Origin of the sequence: Candidatus Stoquefichus sp. SB1 (assembly GCF_001244545.1) — a bacterium.
Classification (GTDB): Bacteria; Bacillota_I; Bacilli_A; order Erysipelotrichales; family Coprobacillaceae; genus Stoquefichus.
The window spans coordinates 455888-479251 of sequence record NZ_LN852693.1 but is presented as its reverse complement, the minus strand read 5'-3'; the positions used below and the strand labels follow the sequence as shown (position 1 = coordinate 479251).

The 23364-nt window shown below is 29.6% G+C and carries 21 protein-coding genes and 2 tRNA genes; 18 read left to right on the top strand and 5 right to left on the bottom strand.

The genetic code is table 11. The features are described from left to right. Nucleotides 1-28 precede the first annotated feature (28 nt). Nucleotides 29-490 (bottom strand): GAF domain-containing protein, encoded by a 462-nt coding sequence (locus BN1865_RS03485; RefSeq protein WP_050635871.1) that lies wholly within the window; start codon nt 488-490, stop codon nt 29-31. Between the two features lie 48 nt (nt 491-538). Here BN1865_RS03485 and BN1865_RS03480 point away from each other — a divergent pair, with 48 nt between their 5' ends. After that, complete coding sequence (locus BN1865_RS03480) at nt 539-1765, top strand: deoxyguanosinetriphosphate triphosphohydrolase family protein (protein WP_050635870.1); 1227 nt, start codon at nt 539-541, stop codon at nt 1763-1765. Here BN1865_RS03480 and BN1865_RS03475 read toward each other — a convergent pair. Continuing rightward, nucleotides 1762-2388, bottom strand: a complete 627-nt coding sequence (locus BN1865_RS03475) for a pyridoxamine 5'-phosphate oxidase family protein (protein ID WP_050635869.1) — start codon at nt 2386-2388, stop codon at nt 1762-1764. The two genes, BN1865_RS03480 and BN1865_RS03475, sit on opposite strands and share 4 nt — an antisense overlap. A 99-nt stretch (nt 2389-2487) precedes the next feature. Between BN1865_RS03475 and metA the strand changes: the two genes are divergently transcribed. From metA to BN1865_RS03460, 3 genes are all read left to right on the top strand, one after another. Then, the gene (gene metA, locus BN1865_RS03470; protein ID WP_050635868.1) at nt 2488-3420 is read left to right on the top strand and encodes a homoserine O-acetyltransferase MetA; all 933 of its coding nucleotides are present in this window, start codon (nt 2488-2490) and stop codon (nt 3418-3420) included. A gap of 139 nt (nt 3421-3559) precedes the next feature. Beyond that, complete coding sequence (locus BN1865_RS03465; protein ID WP_050635867.1) at nt 3560-5368, top strand: glucosaminidase domain-containing protein; 1809 nt, start codon at nt 3560-3562, stop codon at nt 5366-5368. A 16-nt stretch (nt 5369-5384) separates the two neighbouring features. Then, complete coding sequence (locus BN1865_RS03460) at nt 5385-6758, top strand: cadherin-like beta sandwich domain-containing protein (RefSeq protein WP_082189882.1); 1374 nt, start codon at nt 5385-5387, stop codon at nt 6756-6758. On the opposite strand, the gene BN1865_RS03455 is transcribed toward BN1865_RS03460, so the two are convergent. Further along, complete coding sequence (locus BN1865_RS03455) at nt 6755-7027, bottom strand: TfoX/Sxy family protein (RefSeq protein ID WP_050635866.1); 273 nt, start codon at nt 7025-7027, stop codon at nt 6755-6757. The two genes, BN1865_RS03460 and BN1865_RS03455, sit on opposite strands and share 4 nt — an antisense overlap. 2 nt (nt 7028-7029) lie before the next feature. Then, a complete protein-coding gene (locus tag BN1865_RS03450) occupies nt 7030-7452 on the bottom strand; it encodes an NUDIX hydrolase (RefSeq protein WP_050635865.1) in 423 nt (140 codons plus the stop codon). A gap of 97 nt (nt 7453-7549) precedes the next feature. On the opposite strand from BN1865_RS03450, the gene pepV reads away from it, so the two are divergent. From pepV to BN1865_RS03380, 14 genes are all read left to right on the top strand, one after another. Then, complete coding sequence (gene pepV, locus BN1865_RS03445) at nt 7550-8920, top strand: dipeptidase PepV (RefSeq protein ID WP_050635864.1); 1371 nt, start codon at nt 7550-7552, stop codon at nt 8918-8920. Between the two features lie 63 nt (nt 8921-8983). After that, a tRNA-Leu gene (locus tag BN1865_RS03440) sits at nt 8984-9069 on the top strand. A gap of 13 nt (nt 9070-9082) precedes the next feature. After that, nucleotides 9083-9168 (top strand) — tRNA-Leu (locus BN1865_RS03435). 47 nt (nt 9169-9215) lie between these two features. Continuing rightward, on the top strand, nt 9216-11360 hold the full coding sequence (locus BN1865_RS03430) for a Tex family protein (protein ID WP_050635863.1): 2145 nt from the start codon (nt 9216-9218) through the stop codon (nt 11358-11360). A 25-nt stretch (nt 11361-11385) separates the two neighbouring features. Continuing rightward, nucleotides 11386-12594 carry a C39 family peptidase gene (locus tag BN1865_RS03425; RefSeq protein ID WP_050635862.1) on the top strand — a complete coding sequence of 403 codons (1209 nt, stop codon included), beginning with the start codon at nt 11386-11388 and terminating at the stop codon, nt 12592-12594. Nucleotides 12595-12606: 12 nt separating this feature from the next. Then, the gene (locus tag BN1865_RS03420) at nt 12607-12951 is read left to right on the top strand and encodes an arsenate reductase family protein (RefSeq protein WP_050635861.1); all 345 of its coding nucleotides are present in this window, start codon (nt 12607-12609) and stop codon (nt 12949-12951) included. Between the two features lie 97 nt (nt 12952-13048). Continuing rightward, nucleotides 13049-13501, top strand: coding sequence for a LytTR family DNA-binding domain-containing protein (locus BN1865_RS03415; protein WP_050635860.1), 453 nt, complete (start codon nt 13049-13051; stop codon nt 13499-13501). After that, nucleotides 13498-13908 (top strand): hypothetical protein, encoded by a 411-nt coding sequence (locus BN1865_RS03410; RefSeq protein ID WP_050635859.1) that lies wholly within the window; start codon nt 13498-13500, stop codon nt 13906-13908. The genes BN1865_RS03415 and BN1865_RS03410 overlap by 4 nt, the downstream gene beginning before the upstream one ends. A gap of 64 nt (nt 13909-13972) precedes the next feature. Continuing rightward, on the top strand, nt 13973-14911 hold the full coding sequence (locus tag BN1865_RS03405) for an ABC transporter ATP-binding protein (protein WP_050635858.1): 939 nt from the start codon (nt 13973-13975) through the stop codon (nt 14909-14911). 100 nt (nt 14912-15011) lie between these two features. Next, nucleotides 15012-16034: an ABC transporter permease gene (locus BN1865_RS03400; RefSeq protein ID WP_232780307.1), complete on the top strand. Its 1023-nt coding sequence runs from the start codon at nt 15012-15014 to the stop codon at nt 16032-16034. Further along, a complete protein-coding gene (locus tag BN1865_RS03395) occupies nt 16021-17175 on the top strand; it encodes an ABC transporter permease (protein WP_050635856.1) in 1155 nt (384 codons plus the stop codon). The genes BN1865_RS03400 and BN1865_RS03395 overlap by 14 nt, the downstream gene beginning before the upstream one ends. A gap of 100 nt (nt 17176-17275) precedes the next feature. Then, complete coding sequence (locus tag BN1865_RS03390; protein ID WP_050635855.1) at nt 17276-18208, top strand: AAA family ATPase; 933 nt, start codon at nt 17276-17278, stop codon at nt 18206-18208. Beyond that, a complete protein-coding gene (locus BN1865_RS03385) occupies nt 18205-19176 on the top strand; it encodes a DUF58 domain-containing protein (protein ID WP_050635854.1) in 972 nt (323 codons plus the stop codon). Before BN1865_RS03390 ends, BN1865_RS03385 begins: the two co-directional genes overlap by 4 nt. Continuing rightward, on the top strand, nt 19173-21299 hold the full coding sequence (locus BN1865_RS03380) for a transglutaminase-like domain-containing protein (RefSeq protein ID WP_050635853.1): 2127 nt from the start codon (nt 19173-19175) through the stop codon (nt 21297-21299). The genes BN1865_RS03385 and BN1865_RS03380 overlap by 4 nt, the downstream gene beginning before the upstream one ends. A 718-nt stretch (nt 21300-22017) precedes the next feature. Here the strand turns inward: BN1865_RS03380 and BN1865_RS03375 are convergent. Beyond that, on the bottom strand, nt 22018-23259 hold the full coding sequence (locus tag BN1865_RS03375) for a 6-phosphofructokinase (protein WP_050635852.1): 1242 nt from the start codon (nt 23257-23259) through the stop codon (nt 22018-22020). Nucleotides 23260-23364: the final 105 nt, after the last annotated feature.

The following is a 23364-nucleotide window of genomic DNA, read 5'->3' as shown; positions in this document are numbered from 1 at the left end:
AAAATGCGTACTGTTTGTACGCTTTTTTTTATTCATCGGTTCTTTGAAATACACATTCTTCAATGATTTTGACTGCTTCTCTCAATATTTTTTCATCTTTACCTGAAAAACGATTGTAAGAAGGAGAGTCAATATCTAACACACCAATAACTTCATTATTAACGATTAAAGGTAAAACAATTTCACTGCGACTTTCACTGTCACAGGCAATATGCCCACAAAATTGATGAACATCAGCAACACGTATAACTTCTTTACGATATGCTGCAGTACCACATACACCTCGTCCCAATGGTATTCTTACACAGGCTACCTTACCTTGAAATGGGCCAAGTACAAGTTCTTTACCTTCCATTAAATAAAACCCAACCCAATTTATGTTGTCAAAACTTTGATTTAAAAAAGCTGAAATATTTGATAAATTAGCTATTTGATTTGGTTCATCTTTAATCAAAGCATAGAGTTGGTCACAAAATAATAGTTTATTCATTGCTTTCACCTCTTTTTTAGTATACCATACAGTTAAGGGGTGAATAAAATGAAAAATCAAAAATTTAAAGATTTTGCTATGAATGAGAATCATCCTCAATATGCAGTAGCAATTTTAAGAGAAGAAAATTTATATCAAAGACGTCATGATTTGAGAAGTGAATTTGGACGTGATTATACAAGAATTATTTTTTCACAGGCATATCGTCGTTTAAAACATAAGACACAAGTTTTTTTTGCTGTTGAAGATGATCATGTTTGTACAAGAAGTGAACATGTTAATTTGGTAGAATCAGTTGCGCATACAATTGCTTATGAATTAGGTTTAAATACTGAATTAACAAAAGCAATTGCAGTTGGGCATGATTTAGGACATGCACCTTTTGGACATGGTGGAGAAACAATTTTAACAGCAATTGCTAAAGAACATGGTTTAGAAAAATTTTGGCATGAAAAGAACAGTTTGCATTTTGTAGACGATATTGAATTGTTGGAAGATAATAATCATTATCAACATAATTTAAATTTAACATATGCTGTTCGTGATGGAATAATTTCTCACTGTGGTGAAATGAATCAAAAATATATCCAAAAAAGAAATAAAGTCATTGATCTTCATGATTATCATTATGCTGGTGAATATAATCCATGGACATATGAGGCATGTGTAGTGAAAATGGCTGATAAAATAGCATATCTTGCTAGAGATATTGAAGATGCATTGCGTTTAAATGTTTTGCAACAGGAAAAAGTAGATGAACTGAAAGAACACCTTAATAAACTAGGAGAATATCAATTTCATGCGATTAATAATGGTACTATTGTGAATTATTTTATACATGATGTTATTGATAATTCTTGTGTTGAAAAGGGGATAGGTTTATCAGATGAAGCATTTGAAAAAATGAAAGTTATAATGAAATTTAATTATCAAAATATATATTTGATTAAAAGAGTGCAAATTCATGACAAATATGTTTCATTAATACTTCATTCACTCTTTGATTTTCTCTATGATTATGGAAAAGAATCAAATATGCTTTTGGCTTTACAAAAAGATCAATCACAATATCCAAAGTTAATTAATCATTATATAACATGGTTAGAAAAATATGCATTATTTGAAAATAATGCAAGAAAAAAAGAATACACAAATAAAGTTGTTTATGACTTTATTCATGATTCTCAAGCGTTAGAAAAAAGTATTTTAGATTATTTGGCAGGAATGAGTGATGCTTTTATTATTCAAGTTTTTAATGAATTAATTTCGTTTTAATGATAATGTCTTTTGACACTCATATGAATAATAGATAACTCTAAAATCATAGTATTATTAACAACATTATCATTTAAATCTTTTGTTAAACCAGGTGTATATCTCTTTAAAAAAGCATCTAATAATGCTTTTTTATGTTCTTTAACTTCTTTTAATATTCCATAGATACAGACACTTTCATGATTATTTGTAAATGCTTCTTTGTTAATACCTAAATCTTTTACAACTGTATAACTAGCGAGTTGATTTAAACCATTTAATTTGTATCCTTGACGACTACAATGAAAATAGAGATGGTTATCAACTACAAAATGATTAAGATGAACACAATAAGGAATTTGACTATTAATTACAAGTGCTCCATAATTTATGTTTTTTAATATTTCAATACCATCATGAAATGTAAGTAATTTTTTAGGTTTACGAATTGCAGGAATTGGATATTTTAAATAATGTTTATCAAATATATCCTGATAAAAAGTAAAAAGTATATTGTTTTTAACATAACTTTTTTCTAAATCTTTAAAAACAACAATATAATCATAAGAACAGTTCTGTAAATCGTCTTGACTATAGACATTTAAACATTGATCCATATATTGTAAAAGTAATTCTTCTTTCATAACTTAAAGCCTCCTCTTTTTCTTTATTTTATATGAAATAAATGTTCAAGTCTATGATAATCTATGTTAAAATATATAACAATGAAATGAGGTGTTATGATGCCAATTAAAATACCAGATAATTTACCAGCATCTAAAATATTAAAAGATGAAAATATCTTCATTATGAATGAAACACGAGCAACGACCCAAAAGATTAGACCATTAAAATTATTAATATTAAATATTATGCCAACAAAAATTGTGACTGAAACACAATTATTAAGATTGTTGTCCAATTCTCCACTACAGATTGAAGTTGATTGGATTCATATGGCTAGTCATGATTCTAAAAATGTGTCTAAAGAACATTTGTTAGCATTTTATAAGACATTTGATGAAATCAAAGAAAATCGTTATGATGGATTGATTATAACTGGTGCTCCAGTAGAAAAACTTCCTTTTGAAGAAGTTGATTATTGGGATGAATTAACAGCTTTATTAGAATGGTCAAAGACACATGTTTTTAGTAGCTTTTTTATCTGTTGGGCAGCACAGGCAGCTTTACATTATTTTTATGGGGTTTCTAAACATTTATTACCTCATAAATTGACTGGTGTTTATTTACATCATACAAATGTTAATAAAATGCAAAGAAAAATATTAAGGGGATTTGATTATCAATTTTATGCGCCACATTCACGTTATACAACAGTATCTAAAGAAGATATAGAAAAAATTGATGATTTGGATATTTTGGCCGAGTCAGAAGAGGCTGGAGTATATATTGTTGCGTCAAAAGATGGTTCACGTTTCTTTATTACTGGACATCCAGAGTATGATCCAGATACATTAGATAAAGAGTATAAGCGTGATTTGGCTAATCCAGATATTCAAAGTGAAATGCCAAAAAACTATTATCTTAATGATGATATTGATCAGGAAATTCAAGTGAAATGGCGTTCGCATGCATATTTGATTTTTGCTAATTGGTTGAATTATTATGTATATCAGGAAACACCATACGATTTGGAGGAACTAAAAGAAAGATAGGGAGACCTATCTTTTAATATGTGAATTATGTGATAGAAATTTATCTAGATGATTTAAAAATTAAATCGTTTCATTGCATGCAATGTCTAAATATAGTATAATATGATGTGATGATAATGTGATTATTGGAGGTGCTTTGATGAAAATAAAAAAGATAACATATTTTAGTATTTTAACTATATCATTGACAATTGCAGGAACAATTTTAAATATAAATGCAACAGGTGAAAAGGTAAATTCATCTCAAAACGATGGACCAGAACAGAATCAATATTATACTGTTATTGATGAAAATGGAAATGTTGTTTTTAAGGAATACGATGAAGATATACCTAAAACAATCAATTCTAACAATTATGTAATTGTAAAATCTGATAGTGAAGATTCATATGCAATTAATACATATGATACATATGAAGAAGCTGAAAAAAATATTAATAAATATCGTATGTATCGAACTAAGGCTGAATATGAAATTGAAACAATTGCTGATACAAAAGATATTTCTTATGGTGTAGCAAGAATTATAGGATATACTTCCTACAAAGAATATGATGGAAGTAAAAATCCTAGAAATGGATATACACATGGAACATCAGCCAATGACGCTGCTTATATATCAACAAGCAGCGATAAAAAAACAATTCGTGTTAAACAAGCTGGTGTTATAATGGATATACCTGCTGATAATGTTAGCGTTAGTGAATATAATTCAAATTCTAAGGTTAGTTACTATATGGGGAAAAACGGAAAATTTTATCATTACTACTATTCAGGATCATATAATAGTACTCCAACACTATATTCAACTCAAGTTGGATATACTCCTGATTATTTAAAAGATGGAACAAAATATTATAGTTATGACGGACATTATTTTTATAATAGTTATACTAAGTTGATCGATGATTATCGTACTGGAATAGATTACTATGCTCACGCAATTAATGCTACTAAGCCATATTATAATTATTATCAATATCTTTCATTTCGATCTTCAACTCATTTTTCTGCATCTGATATGAATAAATTAATTACTGATAAAAAAGGAAATAATACAGAATCAAAACTTAAAAATCAAGGGCAGGCTTTATTAAATAATCAAAATACATATGGTATCAATGCTTCATTAATGTTAGGTGTTTCTATCAATGAAAGTGCATGGGGATTGAGTAGTTATTCACAAGATCGTAATAATTTATTTGGTATTGGAGCGGTTGATTCAAATCCTGATGCCGCACTACGTTTTGAAAGTGTAGAAAAATGTTTTAATTATTTTGCATATAATACTATATCATGTGGATATTTAAATGGCTCTAATTATCGTTATCGTGGACCACATCTTGGAGATAAAAGAAGTGGAATTAATGTTAAATATGCCTCTGATCCATATTGGGGTGAAAAGGCTGCAGCATTTAGTTATTTATTAAATGATAATGCAGGGGGTAAAGATTATCAAAAGTATACATTAGCAATATCTAAAGAAGGTAGTTTGAATTTCTATCAAGAAGCAAATACAAATAAAATAGTATATGATTCTACTGCAGCTGATAGTGGTAATGATGATGTATATAATTTTCCAGTTACAATATTATCTACATCTGGTAATTATTATAAAATTTTATCTGATACAGTTTTGAATTCATCACGTACAGCTAAAAATGCAAGCGGTTATTTTAATATTAATAATGATTATGTCTATGTAAAAACGTCAGATGTATATTTAAGAGGAACGACCATTTCTTCGTCATATATGCGTGGTGATGTCACTGGTGATGGTCAAATAGAATCTGATGATTATATGCAAATTAAATTATATGTACTAGGTAGAAAAAAACTTTCTAATGATGAACTCATAAGAGCAGATGTGAATGGAGATGGAGAAATTGATGCTTCAGATTATATGCTTGTTAAATTACATGTTTTAGGAAGACAGACTTTAAATTAAGGAGATAAATAAATTAATGAAAAAAAGTAAAGTTACTCAATTTTTATTAGGAGTGTTTGTTTGTATTGGAATTATTGTAGGAAATACTCAAGAAATTTATGCTGCTTCATATAGTGTTTCTATTAGTGCTTCAAGTGTATCTGCTGGAGGTGAAGTCAAAGTAACTGTAAATGGTAATGGGTGTGAAGGTTCATTTAGTGTTTCTGCAAATAATGGGGCAACAGTTAAAGGAGCTAATCCAATTTGGACTGGTGAATCCACAACAGTTAAAGCCGGTTCAAGCTCATTTACTATTACTGTGTCTCCTGTAAGTGTTGCTGATTCTAATACAGGTAAAAAAATAACGGATTTAAAATCAACAAGTAAAAATATTTCTATTAAAGCACCTTCTTCAAATAACGGAGGAGGATCAACTTCTAGTGGTGGTTCTACTTCTGCTAACACTGGAGGTACTACAACTAGTGATACAAGTACCAAGGAAAAAGATACACGTTCTACAGATAATTTATTGTCATCTTTGACTGTTTCTGAAGGCACTTTAAATCCCTCATTTTCGTCTAATAAGACTTCATATTCTATCAATTTAACATCTGATATCACTTCTTTAACTATTGATGCTAAAGCAAAGGATTCAAAAGCAAAAGTGTCTGGTATTGGTAAAAAAGATATTGTGATTGGAAGTCAAACATTTGAGGTTGTTGTGACTGCTGAAAATGGGTCGAAAAAGACATATGCGATTACTGTAAATGTTACAGAAAAGCCTACTGTTTTTACTCAGTTTGGCAATCAAAAATTAGGCTTGCTTATAGATGTTTCAAAAGTTGATGGTCCTAAGGGATATGTGGGAACTTCCTTGGAACTTGAAAATACGCCAATAACAGGATGGAAAAATGAGACAAATGGATTAGTACTTGTATATTTAATGGATGAATCTGGAAATAAAAATTTTTATATTTGTGAGAACGGTAAAATTATGGGGAAATATGAGACTATTGAAATTAATGGTAAGAGTTATACTTTGATTGATATACCATCTGATATAGAAAAACAGGATGGACTGAAAAGAAGTAAGGTTAAGATTGGGGACCTTGAAATTGAAGGGTGGACTTTTGAAGATCAGGAACATGCTAATTATTCAGTAGTTTATTTGATGAATGATGCTGGAGAAAAGAATCTTTATTCTTATGAAAGCACTGAAGGTACATTACAGAAATATGTTCCAAGTATAGAAAAAAACGAAATGGGTATGATAACTTATATTTTTATTGGAACAACTGTTGTATTTGCTGCAACTTCAATAGGGCTTCTAGTTTTATATATGAATTTTAAGAAAAAGTCTATTTCAGCAATTAAAGATTATTATGCATCAAAAAATCAGGATTTTGATTAATCCTGATTTTTTGATAGTTTATGTTGATTGTAAAAATCTTTAAGATATTGTTTGTCATCTAAACTTAAATCTTTTTTCTTGATACCCTGAATTGCTGCTTCTAAAGAATAAAGTCTATGTATACATGCCGAAGAATCAATAGATTGAATTTTTAACCATGCTTCTTGACTGCCAATATCTTGGAGCTGATCCATTGTATCTATTCCAACTTGGTGTAATTGTGCTTCAACAGCAGGACCAATATTCGGATATTCAGATAATTTTTTCATAACTATTCCTCCAAATTCATATTTTCATATTCTTTCAGTGTAAAAATGATATCATTATAAATTTTTTCATCTAAATAATTTCTTAAATCATCGATTTCCACAAATTTAAAATCAGTGTGTTCATGTGAAATAATGACATGATCATTTGTGGGAATTGTTAAAAAACCAATTCCTACAGTTTGATAATCTGGGCGAATTGCTGTAAATGTATAGACTGGCTTGATGATTTTGATATCTAAATTTGTTTCTTCCTTTAATTCTCTTATTAACGCTTCATGAGGTGTTTCACCATATTCTAGTCCACCACCAGGTAGTTCCCAAAAGCCTAGACCATCACTTGAGGGACGTATTCTTTTTAAAATCAATATTTTATGACGATAAATGACAATTGCCTTCACAGTAATGTGAAATGTGATATTTTCCATAGATTCAAATCCTCCATTTAACATAATCATAACACTTTTTGATAAAAAAGTATCGTTTTATTGAAATGTTTGATATAATAACCAATGAGGTGATTTTATGATCGATTTTTTAGAAGAAGTCAATAAAAGAAAACAAGATATGATTAATGATATTGATAGACTATGTCGTATCCCATCTGTTTTAGATGAGTCAACAGCAAATGATGGACAACCATTTGGGGAACAGTGTCGAATTGCTTTAGAAGAAATGTTAGCAATTGGGAAAAGAGATGGTTTTATTTGTGAAAATGTTGATGGATATGCTGGACATATTGATATTGGTGAAGAAACAGAGGCTTTTGGTATTTTAGGTCATTTAGATGTAGTTCCTTGCAATAAAGAGGGGTGGAATACTGATCCTTATCAAATGGTGATTAAAGATGATAAACTTTATGGAAGAGGCGTTGCAGACGATAAAGGACCATTAATTGCAGGTTATTATGCTGCTAAAATTATTCATGAATTAGATTTGCCTGTAAAAATGAAGATGCGTATTATTTTTGGATGCAATGAAGAAAATGGCTCTAAATGCATGAAGTATTATTTTACTAAAAAACCATATCCTGCAATGGGATTTACACCAGATGCTGAATTTCCAGTTGTTTATGGTGAAAAGGCAGGAGTAAATTTTGAAATAACTGGACATATCGAAAAGGATAATATTATTGGTATATATGCGGGTACAAGAGCTAATATTGTTCCTGAAGTTTGTGAAGTTTATATTGTAGGAAATTATAAACAATATAAAGATTCGTATATGCAATATTTAAGTAAACATGGATTAAAAGGTTCTTTGGAAGAAGAAGGGAATCATACAAAACTCGTTTTAATTGGTCGTTCTGCACATGCTTCTACACCAGAACAAGGAATTAATGCAGCTACGTATATGTGTCATTATTTAGCAAGTATTTCACAAAATCAGTTGGTACATTTTATTGATCAGCATTTTTATCAAGATCACTATGGTGAAAAACTTGATATTGCATATCATGGAATGATGGGTGATTTAACTGTTAATTTAGGCGTTTTAAATTATAAAGATGGTCATGTCAATATGATTGTAGACATGCGTGTTCCTCATGAAGTTAAAGATGAACAATTGAGCGAGTCTATTGGAAAACATCTTAAAGAATATGGTTTAGTGGAAACACATGAGTTAGGTAAGGCTTTATATATTGATCCTCAGAGTGATTTTGTTCAGTCATTGCATAATGCTTATGTAGAATTTACAGGTGACCACGAACATCAACCACAGGCCATTGGTGGTGGAACTTATGCTAAATCTATGCCTAATTGTGTTGCGTTTGGTGTTCAATTTCCAGGAACTGATAATAAAATACATCAAAATAATGAAGAAATCGCTATTGATGATTTAGTCAAAGCAACAGCAATATATGCAAAAGCAATATATGAATTAATTAAGAAATAGGGTTATAGCCCTATTTCTTATTGCTTAATAGATATTATTTATGCTATAATGTATAAGCAATCTGCGGACGTGGTGGAATGGTAGACACGCTATCTTGAGGGGGTAGTAGATGTAAATCTGTGTGAGTTCAAATCTCATCGTCCGCACCATTTAATGAAATATGCAGCTGTGGTGGAACTGGTAGACACGCTATCTTCAGGCGGTAGTGGATAATATCCATGTGAGTTCGAGTCTCATCAGCTGCACCAGTAAATGCAACATTGTTATACAATGTTTTTTTATTTTGGAGGATAAGATGAATATAGAAATTATTAAAACAATGACAACAGAATTGTCAATTAGTCAAAATCAAATTGAAAATGTTCTTAATATGTTAGAAGAAGGAGCAACTGTTCCATTTATTGCACGTTATCGTAAAGAAAGAACAGGGGGATTAAACGAAGATCAGATTAGAGAGATTTCTAAAGTTTATGAATATCAAGTCAACTTACAAGAAAGAAAAAATGATGTGATTCGTTTAATTGATGAAAAAGGTCTTTTAACAGAAGAATTGAAAAAAAATATTCTACAAGCTCAAAAATTAAGTGAAGTTGAAGATTACTATCGACCATTTAAAGAAAAAAAGAAAACAAAAGCATCAATTGCTAAAGCAAAAGGACTTGAGCCACTTGCATTAAGTATTTTGCAATTTTCAAGAGACTTTGTACTTGAAAAAGAAGCACAGAAATATTTATCTGAAGAAGTTTTAACGATTGAAGATGCAATTCAGGGAGCTAAAGATATCATTGCTGAACAAATAAGTGATGAACCACGATATCGTAAATATACCAAAGATATGATTTATAAAACAGGTATATTAAAAACTGCTGTAAAAAAGAAAAATCCTGATGAAGAACAAGTCTATCAAATGTATTATGATTATCATGAAAAGGTTCAATATATTGCCTCACATAGAATCTTAGCTATTAATCGTGCTGAAAAAGAAAAAGTTCTGACTGTTTCTATTGAGATAGATGAAGAAAAATTTGAAACATATATTTTTAATGGAGTTATGAGACGACGTGAATCGCCTATGAAAGAATTGATTTTAGAATGTGTAAAAGATGCATTTAAAAGATTAATTTTCCCATCAGTAGAAAGAGAAATTCGTAGTGAATTAACAGAAAAAGCACAGGAACAGGCACTAAAAGTTTTTTCTATCAATTTAGAAAATCTATTACTGCAGGCACCATTAAAAGATCGTTATGTTTTAGGTGTTGATCCAGCATTTAGAACAGGCTGTAAATTAGCAGCAATTGATCCAACAGGGAAAGTTTTAGCTATTGATAAAGTCTATATTTCTTTGCCTAAAAATGATTATACAAAAGATGAAAAAATCTTGTTATCAATGATTCAAAAATATCAAATTGAAATTATCGCTATTGGCAATGGAACAGCAAGTCGTGAAACAGAAAGTTTTATTGCACAATTTATTAAAAAGAATCATTTAGATATTCAATATGTTATTGTTTCAGAAGCAGGTGCAAGTGTTTATTCAGCAAGTGCCATTGCTAAAGAAGAATTCCCAACATATCAAGTTGAAGAACGTTCTGCCGTTTCTATTGCTAGACGTTTGCAGGATCCTTTAGCAGAACTTGTGAAAATAGAGCCAAAAGCCATTTCTGTTGGTCAGTATCAACATGATATGAATCAAAAAAAATTAACTGATCAATTAGATTTTGTTGTTGAAAAAGTTGTTAATCAGGTTGGGGTTAATATTAATACTGCTTCTGTGTCATTATTGCAATATGTCTCTGGTTTATCAATGTCGTTAGCTAAGAATATTGTAAAATATAGAGAAGAGAATGGAAAATTTACGAATCGAGAACAAATTAAAAACGTTAATAAATTAGGAAATAAAACATTTGAATTAGCAGTAGGATTTTTAAGAATTTTATCTGGTTATGAACGTTTTGATGAAACGAGTATTCATCCAGATAATTACAATGACGCGACAAAATTATTACAATATCTTCATTTAACAAAAAATGATATTGGAACAAAACATGCTCAAGAAGCTATCCAGAATATAAATCGTCAACAAATTCAATCAGATTTACAAATGGACTCATATTTATTGGATGATCTATTAGATGCATTTGTATCACCACATCGTTCACCAAGAGATGAATATAATGCTCCTATTTTACGTCAGGATGTGTTAAAGATAGATGATTTAAAAGTTGGTATGGAGTTGCAGGGTGTAGTGAGAAATGTTGTTGATTTTGGTGCATTTGTCGATATTGGATTAAAAAATGATGGTCTTGTACATATCTCTAAAATGTCACATCAAAAGGTCAAACATCCATTAGACATTTGTAATGTTGGTGATATTGTCACAGTTTATGTTCATGATTTAGATATGAATAGAAAACGAGTAGGTCTATCAATGATTCAATAATACTGATAGTACAGGAGAAAAGTTTATGAAAAAGAAAACATCATTGGGGATTATTCTATGTTGTTTTGTGGCTGTTGGATTAGGAATAGGTGCATATGTGTATTTTCAGGAATATTTAATTTTAAAACAGTCAACAATGGTGATAGAATATGGTCAAACAACAACGCTTGCATTAGAAAATTTTCTTGATTTTCATAATTTGAGTGAAGAAAGACAAAATGATATTTTAAAAAGTACCATTGTCAATACAACATTAAAAAATGAATCAGATAAAGATTATCCAGCAGTTGGTGAATATGTGATTTCATTTGAATATGGTCGTGAGAAAAAAGAAATGAATGTGTCTGTCAAAGATACAGTCAAACCAACAATTATGAAACCTAAGCATATTCAAGTTTTATCAGAGGAAGAATTAGATGAAAAACAATTGCGTTCTTATTTTAAGGTATGGGATTTAGCAAGCGTTGATGTATCTTTTGATTTATCACAATATGATACCAAAAAGATTGGGGAACAAACGATTCAAATCATAGCAAAAGATCAAAATGGGAATGAAACCAAAGAAGACGTTTTGATAGAGACGATTGAAAAACCTGATCTTAATCGTTACAAGGTTGAGACTGTTGTCGATAAAGATGAAGAGGGGAATGTTTTAGAAGTTAATGTGAAAATGACGGAAAAGAAAGTTATTTTAGATGTTAAAGTCTATTCTCATCATTCTGTTGGTGCAAGTAGGGGCTGTGATCCAGCTGCACTTTATCAAGCTATGAAATATAAAGGCTATTGTCAAAATATTGGTTTACGAGCTTTTATTGATGATATGCCGCGTTCAACATCTAATCCTTATCGAGGTTTTGCTGGAAATCCTAATGGCCCTGACGATCCTGATGTTTTAGAAGCTATCTTCCCATCGGCAATGGTGCCTTGGGCTAAAAAATATGGAAATGTTGTTGATTTTTCTGGACATAGTGTGGATGATATTATTGAGGAAGTTAGAAAAGGGAATCCCGTTATGGTTTATATTACATATGATTTTAAAACACCAAAATGGCGACAATGGTCATTTGGAAAGATGTATTCTAATTTACATTGTTTAACAATCAGTGGTTATAATAGCGAAACAAATCAAATACGTTATACAGACGCTGGTGGCAAACGTACATCATCATGGGTTTCTTTATCAACATTTAAAAAAAGTTACAATTATAAAAAATTTGCAATTGTTGTTAGATAGGAGAAAATAAAGATGCAATTTATCTATTATCCCAAATGTAGTACTTGTATAAAAGCTTTAAAACATTTGGAACAAAAAAATTTATCATTTACAAAACGTGATATTGTGTTGGATACACCAACACAAGAAGAACTAAAACAATGGATTAAAAATTATGGACAAGGTATTAAACCATTTTTTAATACTGCTGGTCAAGTTTATCGTTCGTTAGGATTAAAAGAAAAAATAAATGATTTAACATTAGAAGAAGCTGCCAAACTTTTAGCTTCAAATGGGATGTTGATTAAACGACCATTGTTAATAGAAGATAATCAAATCATTATAGGGTATAAAAAAGAAGCATATGAGCAATTGTAGCTTCTTTTTTGCTTTTGACCTATTGATTTATGCATTTGGTCTAAGAGTAATAGATAATTAAAATAGGAAATGATATAATGCGCAAAGAGGTGAGGAAATGAAAATAACAGTCAAAGAACAATCATCATGTGATGAAATTGACATTTTAATAACCTGTCAAAAGCATGATGAAAGTGTTCAAAAACTCATTGAACAATTAGAGTATGCTCAAAAGAAAATGATTTGTAAAAAAAATAAAGTGATTTATTCATTGTTTTTATCGGATATTCTTTATATTGAATCAATTGATGAAAAAACATTTGTTTATGTCCTTAATGATGTTTATGAAACACCATATAAACTTTATATGTTAGAAGAACAATTGAAAGAGGATGGTTTTTTAAGAATATCTAAATCATGTTTAATGAATTTAGAAAGTTTAAAATGTGTCCGTGCTTTATTAAATGGTAAATATGAAGCAACATTAGTTAATGATGAAAAATTAATTATTAGTCGAAGTTATATGAAAGTATTCAAGCAGGCCTTTGGAATAGAAAGAGGAATATTATGAAAAAATTAAAATTGATTCTGGTTACAACATGTATATCTTTTACACTTGTTACTTTAGCCAATACTTTTATAGGTTTTACAAATAATATCAATAGTTTAAGTGTTATGGATATTTTTCAAATTGCTATTACATGTCTTATGGTTTCTATTGGTATCTATTTTTCAATGTTTAATCATTTTTTAAAGGAACATTTTTATATAGTGAGTTATTTAGTTATGATGGTTGTCGTTTTTGGAATGGAGCATTTCTTTCGTGGATATTTTTCATGGACGAGTTTTTTTATTGAGTTTGCAGCTTTAACTGTCATTTATGTTATTGTTTGCTTTTTAACTATATATGAAAATGAAAAAGATGCAGAAATTATAAATAAAAAAATTAAGAATATGAAAAAAGAAAATGAAAAATAGCTTTATTATAGCAAAGAAAAGAGAGTCTATAATGAATTGATTTTGAAAAAAGGAGAATATTATGATGGATTATGTTATTGAAATTAGTGATTTAACAAAACGCTATGGCGATCTTGTTGCGTTAGATCATTTTAATTTGAAAGTTGAAAAAGGGGAGATTTTAGGATTGTTAGGACCTAATGGGAGTGGCAAATCTACATGTATCAATACAATTTTATCTTTATTATATTTTGATGAGGGAAGTATTCGTATTTTTGGTCAAGAAATGAGTCCGAGTGCTTATGATATCAAAGCACAGATAGGTGTTGTTTTTCAAGATGTTGCTGTGTTTGAAGAATTAAATGTTATTGAAAATATTGATTATTTTTGTGGATTATATATCAAAGATAAAGTGAAAAGAAAGCAGTATGTAAAGGATGCTATCAAATTGGTGGAATTAGATGAGTTTGTTAAATTTAGACCTAAACAATTAAGCGGCGGATTGTTACGAAGGTTAAACATTGCTTGTGGGATTGCCCATAAACCAAACTTGATTTTTTTAGATGAACCTACAGTCGCTGTTGATCCGCAAAGTCGTAATCATATTTTAGAAGGTATTAAGACTTTAAATGAACAGGGAGCCACTATTGTATATACAACGCATTATATGGAAGAAGTTGAGCAAATCTGTCATGAAATAGTAATTATGGATAGAGGACGTGTGATTGCCAAAGGAACCAATGATGAATTAAAGAATATGATTCATTTAGGTGAAAGAATTACACTGGTTGTAGATAATCAAAGTGAGTCATTGCTTATAGCATTAAAAAATAATAAAGATGTTTTAGATGTTTGTAAAGAGGATAATGTGATTCATATTTCATATCAGGGAAATGATAATAATTTAGGAAAGTTGATAGATGTTTTAAGGGAACATCATATTCAATATCATAGTTTATTTAGTGAAAGACCTACATTGAATGATGTGTTTTTAGAATTAACCGGAAAAGAATTGAGGGACTAATATGCATACTTTCTTTTATCAGCTTAAACTCTTATTCAGAAATAGATTTATGATGTTTTGGACCTTTATATTTCCCTTGATTTTAGCAACATTTTTCAATTTGGCATTTTCTCAATTAATTTCAAGTGAAGGATTTGAACCAGCAAAATTAGCTGTTGTTGTTGAAAAAGAAAATAAAGAATTTCAATCGCTATTAAATGATCTTTCAAAAAATAATAATGATCAATTATTGGATACCCAATATGTTTCCTTAAATCAGGCACAGGATTTATTAAAATCTCAAAAGATTGATGGATACATTGTTCTTGATGATGATATAAAAATAACATTTTTAGAAAATGGTATTGCCCAAACTATCATTCAAAATGTTGCCGATACCTATCAACAAAGTGCTCATACATTAGAAACAATTGGAAAACATGATACATTATCACTTATGCAATTGTTGCAGCAAAAACAAGACTTCAATCAAAATTATTTTGAAAGTCAAAATATGACTTCATTAGATTTAACAGTTGTTTATTTTTATACATTGATAGGAATGACATGTATGTATGGAGGATTTTGGGGATTAAAAGTTTCTACTCACTTTGAAGCCAATCTTTCTCGTCAAGGAACACGTATTCATATTGCACCAACTTCACATTTGAAGTTAATTTTTACAGGCACTTTAGCAGCGTTTCTCTGTCAATATTTAGCAATGCTTGTTTTATTAGGTTATCTTGTTTTTGGATTAAACATTCAGTTTGGTGAACAGACAGGATATATTATGATATTGATGGCTATCGGCAGTTATGTTGGCATTACATTAGGTCACCTGATTGGAAATGTTTTAAAATGTAGTGAAAATATCAAGATTAATGTTTTAACAGCTGTATCCATGTTTTGTTCATTTTTAGCAGGAATGATGGTCATTGATTTAAAATATTTAGTTCAAGAATATGCACCTATTATTGCTTATATGAATCCTGTTAATTTAATTACAGATGCCCTATATGCACTTTACTATTATCCTACCTATGAACGTTTCTTTTTGAATATGTTTATTTTATTAGGGATTGGACTTTTATTCACTCTTATTTCAGTACTTATTTCAAGGAGAAAACAATATGATAGTCTTTAAAAATTATTTAAAAATAACCAAATCATATTTTTCAATTATTTTCATATATACCATTATATTTATTGCTATTGCTATGATAACATCAACAAGTGGTGCTTCCAATACTCAAACATTTCAAGCAGAAAAAGCAAAAATTGCTTTTATTAATAATGACTCTGATTCTCAATTCATGAATCAGTTTAAACAATATATTCAAAGTCATGCTCAATATATTGAATTAGAAAACAATGATAATGAATTAAGAGATGCATTATTTTTTAGAAAAGTTGATTATATTATGATTGTTCCTAAAGGTTTTACAGAAGATTTTTTAAAGAATAGAGATGTCAAAATACAAACAATGGAAGTTCCTGATTCATATGGTGCTATTTATTCAAAACAACTTCTGAATAAATATTTAAATACGATAAAGTTATATTTAAAAACCAATATTTCTCAACAGGACATAACTCAGTTGGTACAAAATGATTTATCTATTCATACGAATGTGACTATGCAAAAAGAAGTTGTTAATAACCAGATTTCAAATGTCAAAAACTTTTATAATTTTTCTAATTATACCTTATTAGCTATTATTATTGCAGTTGTATCCATGGTTATGATTTCTTTTAAGGAAGAAGGTATATATCATCGTAACCTGATTTCAAGTCTACCTTATCGTCAACTTAATTTTCAATTATTGCTAGGAAATGTTTGTGTGACTATTGGGGTTTGGCTGCTATATGTTATTGCAAGTTTTATTCTTTATGGTCAAACTATGGTTAGTTTTCAAGGAATACTCATGATCGTCAATTCATTTGTTTTTGTAATGTTTATTCTTGTTCTGAGTTTTCTGATTGTGACATTAGTCCATAATCGTGAATTGATTAGTGGTATTTCAACTGTTATTGGTCTTGGAACAAGCTTTATTGCTGGGGCTTTTGTCCCACAGGAACTTTTATCTTCCTTTGTGTTAAATATAGCTAAATTGACACCTTCCTATTGGTTTATTTCCAATAATAATGCAATTGCTAAACTCACTGACTTTTCTATGGTCAATATAAAACCTTTATTACAAAATATGGGGATTATGATTTTGTTTAGCATTGGTGTCTATATATTGATTCAAGTCGTAACAAAGATAAAAATGAGAAAATCTTAAGCTAGAATTTATCTAGCTTTTTTAATTTGTATAATTTTTCACATAACTATTTTCAAAGTTGAAAATATCAGTTATACTAAATTTATAGGAGTTGATGAATATGAATGAAATAGAAAATATGATAAATGAAATAAAAAAAGCAGTCATAGGTAAAGATGAGGTTATTGAGAAGATAGTTATGACTTTACTAGCAAGAGGACATGTATTATTAGAAGATATTCCTGGTGTAGGTAAGACCAATCTGGCTTTAGCATTATCAAAAAGTGTTCAATTAGATTATCATCGTATTCAATTGACAACAGATGTTATGCCTAGTGATATTGTTGGATTTACAATGTATAATCCACAAAAAAATATTTTTGAATATAAACCAGGAATTGCTCTTTGTCATCTGTTATTGGCGGATGAAATCAATCGAACTTCAAGTAAAACCCAAGCTGCTTTATTAGAATTAATGGAAGAAGGAAGAATGACAGTTGATGGAACGACCTATGAATTACCTCAACCATTTTTTGTTATTGCAACGCAAAATCCATTTGGTTCAGCAGGAACACAATTATTACCTGATTCACAATTAGATCGTTTTATGACAAGACTGAGTTTAGGCTATCCATCTGTTAATGATGAAGTTGCTATTATGAAAACAAGACAAATAATCAATCCACTTGAAAGTGTGCAAGCGATCTTGTCTCCAGAGGATATTTTAAAGTTTCAAAAAGAAATTGATCAAATATTTATAAGTGATGAAATATATTATTATATAGCTGCTTTGATAGATGCAACACGTCATCATGAACTGATTGCTCAAGGTGCTTCACCACGTGGTTCACTGGCTTTAATGAAATTGTCCAAAGCCAATGCTTTTATGCATGGAAGAGATTATGTTATTCCTGATGATGTCAAGGCTGTGGCAATCATGACCCTAGCTCATCGCCTTATCTTAAATTATGATGCCAAGATAAAAGAAACTTCTGCTGAAGCGATAATTACAGATATTTTAGAACGTATTCCTACCCCAGGTATCCATTTATGATGAAAACAATTTTCAAGTTATGTTTTGTTTCTTTATTTTTATTTGGTTTATGGAATTTGATGTTAGGATATTTTCCTTTTCTATTATTTTTCTTATTTGTTTTTCTTACCATCTTTTTGTCGTTAATGAGTTTAAAAGCAATGCGGCATACAGACGTGCTCGTCAGCACTGATAAACACTTTGTAGAACGACAAGATAATATCTATTTGACTTTTCAAAGACGGGATTCTTTATCTATTCATTGTGGACAAATTATAATTGAATATAAAGTCATTGATGTTTTTGAACAGTGTATTTCTCGTCGACAAGTGACAATCCTTGATGAGGTTGCAATGGATGTGATTACATTGCCACATTGTGGATTCTATACAATTCAAATTGAACAAATTCGTTGTTATGATCTTTTACAGTGTTTTTTTCATCGATGCGTATCACATCAAAATATTTCTCTTTATGTCTTACCTAAGTATAAAAAAACGAATTTACAGCTTCTTGATACTTTTCAGGAACATCCTGATGCTATTGATTATGCAACTCATCACGGAGGTGATGATTATTCAGAGATTTATGAAGTCCGTAAATATCATGAAAATGATTCATTAAGGCATATTCATTGGAAAGCTTCTTTGAAGAAAAATGAACTTCTTGTTAAAGTTGGAAGTCAACCTATTGTTAAAAGAATCGTTTTAGCAATGTTATATCATCAAAATGATGATTATTCTGATAAGCAATTTGATGTTTTCTTTTCGTTATGTAGCGATTTATTAAGAAAGCAAATTCCTTTTGAAATTCTGGTTCCACAGTGTCATGATGTTTTAAGTCATAATGAATATATTGAAAGTGTTGAACATTTACGAGAAGTATTACAGAAAATAATGAAAACACCGATTGAACGTTTTGATAATATTCCTAAAAATCAGATGATTTATATGATTAAGGGAGAAAATATAGAGGTGTATCAGTCATGAAAATAAGTCTTTCAGATAAAATGCAAGAAGTGATATTAAAATGTTTGGATTGTTTAATGATTATTTTAGGTATAGTAGGGGTTATGGGTGGATTTATTCATTCGCTTTTTTTCCCGACTCAATCACTTTTTGCTTTGGTGTTTTTAGCATTATTAGGTATATTTTTATATTTGAATTATACTAGAAAACAATTGATTTTAAAAAGTTTATTATTGGTATTGATTATAGCAATTATTATTTTATTTTTATTGTTTCCTATACAAATGGAGGGACTTTTCCATCAATTGGAAGTCATTGTTAGAAATGATTATTTCTTAGATTTTCAATATGTTTTTGAGAGCATCAATGAAGCTGTTGGTCTTTTACCTATTGTTCTTGTTATAATAGTAGGAATACCTATTGTTTATTTGATAGTTTCTCTGATTTGTCAGCATCGCCATTCATTATTAAAAATGATTCTATTAATTCTTCTGTTTTTTAGTCCTGTCTTTATTCGACATTCTTTAGAAAGCTATACAAGCTATTGTTTTGTTCTTTTTGCTCTTTATCAGTTTGTTTTTTCATGGTTATTACAATATCAGCATAATCAATTGCTTTTAAGATCAGTATTGATTATTTCATTAAGTCTATTGTTGGTTTTTTCAAGTATCTTTTTAGAACCAAATCCACTTTTTAATCAGAATACATCCTCAATATTAATGGAAGTTAAAAACTGGATAAATGGTGGAAGTTTAGATTCTTTATTCAATAGTCAAAATGTCACAGGGACAAGTTCTTATATTGATGGAAAGTTACCAACGAATGATGTGGAAACAAGCAGAGGAATTGCAATGAAAGTTCATGCTAAGGAACCATTTGATTCTTATTTGAGAGGATATTCATTAGCTCACTATAAAGATAATCAATGGCAACTTGGAGATGATTCATATGAATTATCAACTTCAACAACACAATATAGTCGTTATTTAAAAGCAAATCATACATATGAAGTTCAATCTGTTGAAATTGAAACAACAAAGCAAACAGAATATCAGTTTGTTCCTTATTTCCCTAATTTTGAAAGAGAAATCATAAATGACTCCTATTATCAAAAATTTGATCAGCCAATGGATATTTTAATGGCTTATCCACAAGAATATACATTTGCTCAATATTCTGCAAATCTAGATGTCAATTATCAAGAATATGTATATCAACAATATTTAGATGTTCCTTCATCATTAAAGGAGCGTTTAAATGAATTTTTGAGTCAGCATCAAATATATAATGATAATATCCAGTCACATGGTGATCTTATTAATCGATTAAAGAAAGTCTTATTTCAAACAACAAAGTATGATTTAAAAGCCGGAGCATTACCCAAAGATAAAGATTTTTTAGAATATTTTCTTTTTGAAAATCAAAAGGGGAGTTGTACACATTTTGCGACTGCTGGAGCATTACTGCTTAGATGTTTAGGCATACCAACACGTTATGTACGTGGATATATTTTAAAAGCAAGTGATTTTACTGATGAAACTGCGATTATTCGCAATTATCGTTCACATGCTTGGATTGAAGTTTATGAAAATGAAAAAGGCTGGATTCCATTTGAAATGACTCCAGGAGCAGGTGAGTCTACTTTAGAAGAAGTTGGTGCAATGCTTGATGATTTAGCTGAAACGAATACCCAACAAACAAATCCAAATGCACCAGCACAAACACAAACGCCTTCGACAACACCACAAACTTCACAGACACAACCGGTAGTCGATGAGAATCCATGGTATCAAGGACTTATTGAATATCAAGAAACAATTATGTTAATAGCTGCTGTATTAGTGGGGATGATCACTTATCGTATCATGACAAAACATCTTTTTACATTAAAAATGAGAAAATATGATAATAATCAGAAATTAATTTATTACTATCAAAGAATGTTAAGAATTTTACGATTTGGTGGTGAAATAGATGAGGAAGTTGTTGCACTTGCTAATAAAGCCCAATTTTCTCAACATTCTATTTCAGTTGAAGAACTTACTAGAATGCAGGAATTCTATAACGTATTTATTCAAGATGTATATCAGAATATATCTATTTTTCAAAAATTCATATTCCGTTATATCTATGGTTATAAATAATACTTATCTTTTTGATAGAGTTGTTTTATACTCAATTATTGCTTACAGTCTCTTATGATGATATTAAGGAGTTTAATGATTAATCAACTTAATTACTCTTTTTTCTCAATTAGATAATATATTTTACCAGCCAAGAAATTAAATAAATCTAAAAAATATTGATAATATCAATATAATTTCTATTTTTTGTAATCATTTGTAAATATTAATGTGACTTGGTAAAATAATGAAAAAACATTGAATTTATCAACCAAATTATAAATTTGTTATTTTGAAAATGTGCATTTTATCTAGGTTTAACATTAACACGGGTTGTTTTGAAATTTTTAATGCATTTAATGGTAGTGCAACAGGTACAGAGTTTAACATTAACACGGGTTGTTTTGAAATTTGGAAATAAATTTAAAATTTAATTTTAAAGGAAAGTTTAACATTAACACGGGTTGTTTTGAAATCCAATTTCTACAAATGCCATTTCATCTCCTTTTTAAGTTTAACATTAACACGGGTTGTCTTGAAATGTCATACACATTCTACCTATCTCAAAATAGTTTTTAGTTTAACATTAACACGATGTTTTAAACTTCAATTTTTAAATAATATGTTATGTAATTGCTTCAATTTAATAATAATTTAAAGTTTATTCTTATAGAAAATTCTTTTAACTGATAAAATATTTTTGATAAGTAAAATAAATAGACTGTCATTTGACAGTCTATTAGTCTTGTTTTAAGTGATTAATATTTGCATATTGCGGAATTCCATTTTCATAACGAATTGTGACTTCACCTTGAATGAGTGGGAAAAGATATTCATAGAGTTCTTGTGTGATGTCATTATGGGCATCGTTAATCCATTCAATAGGAATACGCTGCTCCTGATTAGCAATATCAACAACGTCTTGATGTTGGCATTCAATAGTGTAAGGATAATTATTAGTACGTTTAAAAACCATCATGACTCCTGTTTCATCAGCCATAGAAGTTTGAACAGCACAACGTCCAATTTCAAATGATTCATCTAAATCAACTTGTGAAGCAATGTGCATTGCACATCGTTGTAGTACGTTTAATTCAATGCTTCTGACTTTACACTTGAATTCTTGATATACCATTGTTTCAAGAACTTTTCCAGTTCCAGAATGGAGAATATGACCGAATGCATCACGTTTGGCATATTTTGAATCTGAGTCAAGAAATTGACCATCTTCATTTTTAATACCTTCACTCACAGCAATAATGACGCTACGTTTCTTTTTAAAGACCTCGCGAATATCGTTTAGAAAATTATCTTTATTAAAAGGAACTTCTGGCAAATAGATAAGATCAGGGGCATCGTTATACTGCGTTCTTGCAAGTGCACTTGAAGCTGTTAGCCAGCCAGCATTTCTGCCCATGATTTCTACAATTGTGACAGCATTCAATTTATAGATAGAACTATCATATGCAATTTCTAACATGGATGTTGCAACATATTTAGCAGCTGAACCAAAACCTGGTGTATGGTCTGTTCCCATTAAATCATTATCAATTGTTTTGGGAATTCCGATGAAACGAATTGATGAATGAATACTCTTGGCATAAACTGAAAGTTTGGCAACTGTGTCCATTGAATCGTTTCCACCAATATAATAAAAGTCAGTGATTTCTAATTCTTCAAAAGTATGAAATAAAAATTCATAAGTTTGAGGATCTTCTTGATATGTAGGTAGTTTATAGCGACAAGATCCTAAGTACATAGCAGGAGAATGCTTAAGATGCAAAATTTCTTCTTGAGTATTAAAGATTTCTAATAAGTCCATATACTTATGTTCTAATAAGCCTTTGATTCCATTAATCATTCCATAAACATGTTCAAATTGTTGAGTTTCAATACATTCAGCAATAATCCCTGCTAAAGAAGCATTGATTGCTGCTGTTGGACCTCCAGATTGTCCAATAAAACAGTTTCTTTTCTTCATGACTTGACTCCTTCACATAATTTCTTTCATATTCTAACATTTTTCTCTTCATAAAAAAAGACCATTATGAAAGGATTTTTTATAAATCCTTTCAATCTTTTGAGC

Coding starts and splice junctions, on each gene's coding strand:
- BN1865_RS03485 (WP_050635871.1), bottom strand. CDS start 490: ATGAATAAACTATTATTTTGTGACCAACTCTATGCTTTGATTAAAGAT.
- BN1865_RS03480 (WP_050635870.1), top strand. CDS start 539: ATGAAAAATCAAAAATTTAAAGATTTTGCTATGAATGAGAATCATCCT.
- BN1865_RS03475 (WP_050635869.1), bottom strand. CDS start 2,388: ATGAAAGAAGAATTACTTTTACAATATATGGATCAATGTTTAAATGTC.
- metA (WP_050635868.1), top strand. CDS start 2,488: ATGCCAATTAAAATACCAGATAATTTACCAGCATCTAAAATATTAAAA.
- BN1865_RS03465 (WP_050635867.1), top strand. CDS start 3,560: ATGAAAATAAAAAAGATAACATATTTTAGTATTTTAACTATATCATTG.
- BN1865_RS03460 (WP_082189882.1), top strand. CDS start 5,385: ATGAAAAAAAGTAAAGTTACTCAATTTTTATTAGGAGTGTTTGTTTGT.
- BN1865_RS03455 (WP_050635866.1), bottom strand. CDS start 7,027: ATGAAAAAATTATCTGAATATCCGAATATTGGTCCTGCTGTTGAAGCA.
- BN1865_RS03450 (WP_050635865.1), bottom strand. CDS start 7,452: ATGGAAAATATCACATTTCACATTACTGTGAAGGCAATTGTCATTTAT.
- pepV (WP_050635864.1), top strand. CDS start 7,550: ATGATCGATTTTTTAGAAGAAGTCAATAAAAGAAAACAAGATATGATT.
- BN1865_RS03430 (WP_050635863.1), top strand. CDS start 9,216: ATGAATATAGAAATTATTAAAACAATGACAACAGAATTGTCAATTAGT.
- BN1865_RS03425 (WP_050635862.1), top strand. CDS start 11,386: ATGAAAAAGAAAACATCATTGGGGATTATTCTATGTTGTTTTGTGGCT.
- BN1865_RS03420 (WP_050635861.1), top strand. CDS start 12,607: ATGCAATTTATCTATTATCCCAAATGTAGTACTTGTATAAAAGCTTTA.
- BN1865_RS03415 (WP_050635860.1), top strand. CDS start 13,049: ATGAAAATAACAGTCAAAGAACAATCATCATGTGATGAAATTGACATT.
- BN1865_RS03410 (WP_050635859.1), top strand. CDS start 13,498: ATGAAAAAATTAAAATTGATTCTGGTTACAACATGTATATCTTTTACA.
- BN1865_RS03405 (WP_050635858.1), top strand. CDS start 13,973: ATGGATTATGTTATTGAAATTAGTGATTTAACAAAACGCTATGGCGAT.
- BN1865_RS03395 (WP_050635856.1), top strand. CDS start 16,021: ATGATAGTCTTTAAAAATTATTTAAAAATAACCAAATCATATTTTTCA.
- BN1865_RS03390 (WP_050635855.1), top strand. CDS start 17,276: ATGAATGAAATAGAAAATATGATAAATGAAATAAAAAAAGCAGTCATA.
- BN1865_RS03385 (WP_050635854.1), top strand. CDS start 18,205: ATGATGAAAACAATTTTCAAGTTATGTTTTGTTTCTTTATTTTTATTT.
- BN1865_RS03380 (WP_050635853.1), top strand. CDS start 19,173: ATGAAAATAAGTCTTTCAGATAAAATGCAAGAAGTGATATTAAAATGT.
- BN1865_RS03375 (WP_050635852.1), bottom strand. CDS start 23,259: ATGAAGAAAAGAAACTGTTTTATTGGACAATCTGGAGGTCCAACAGCA.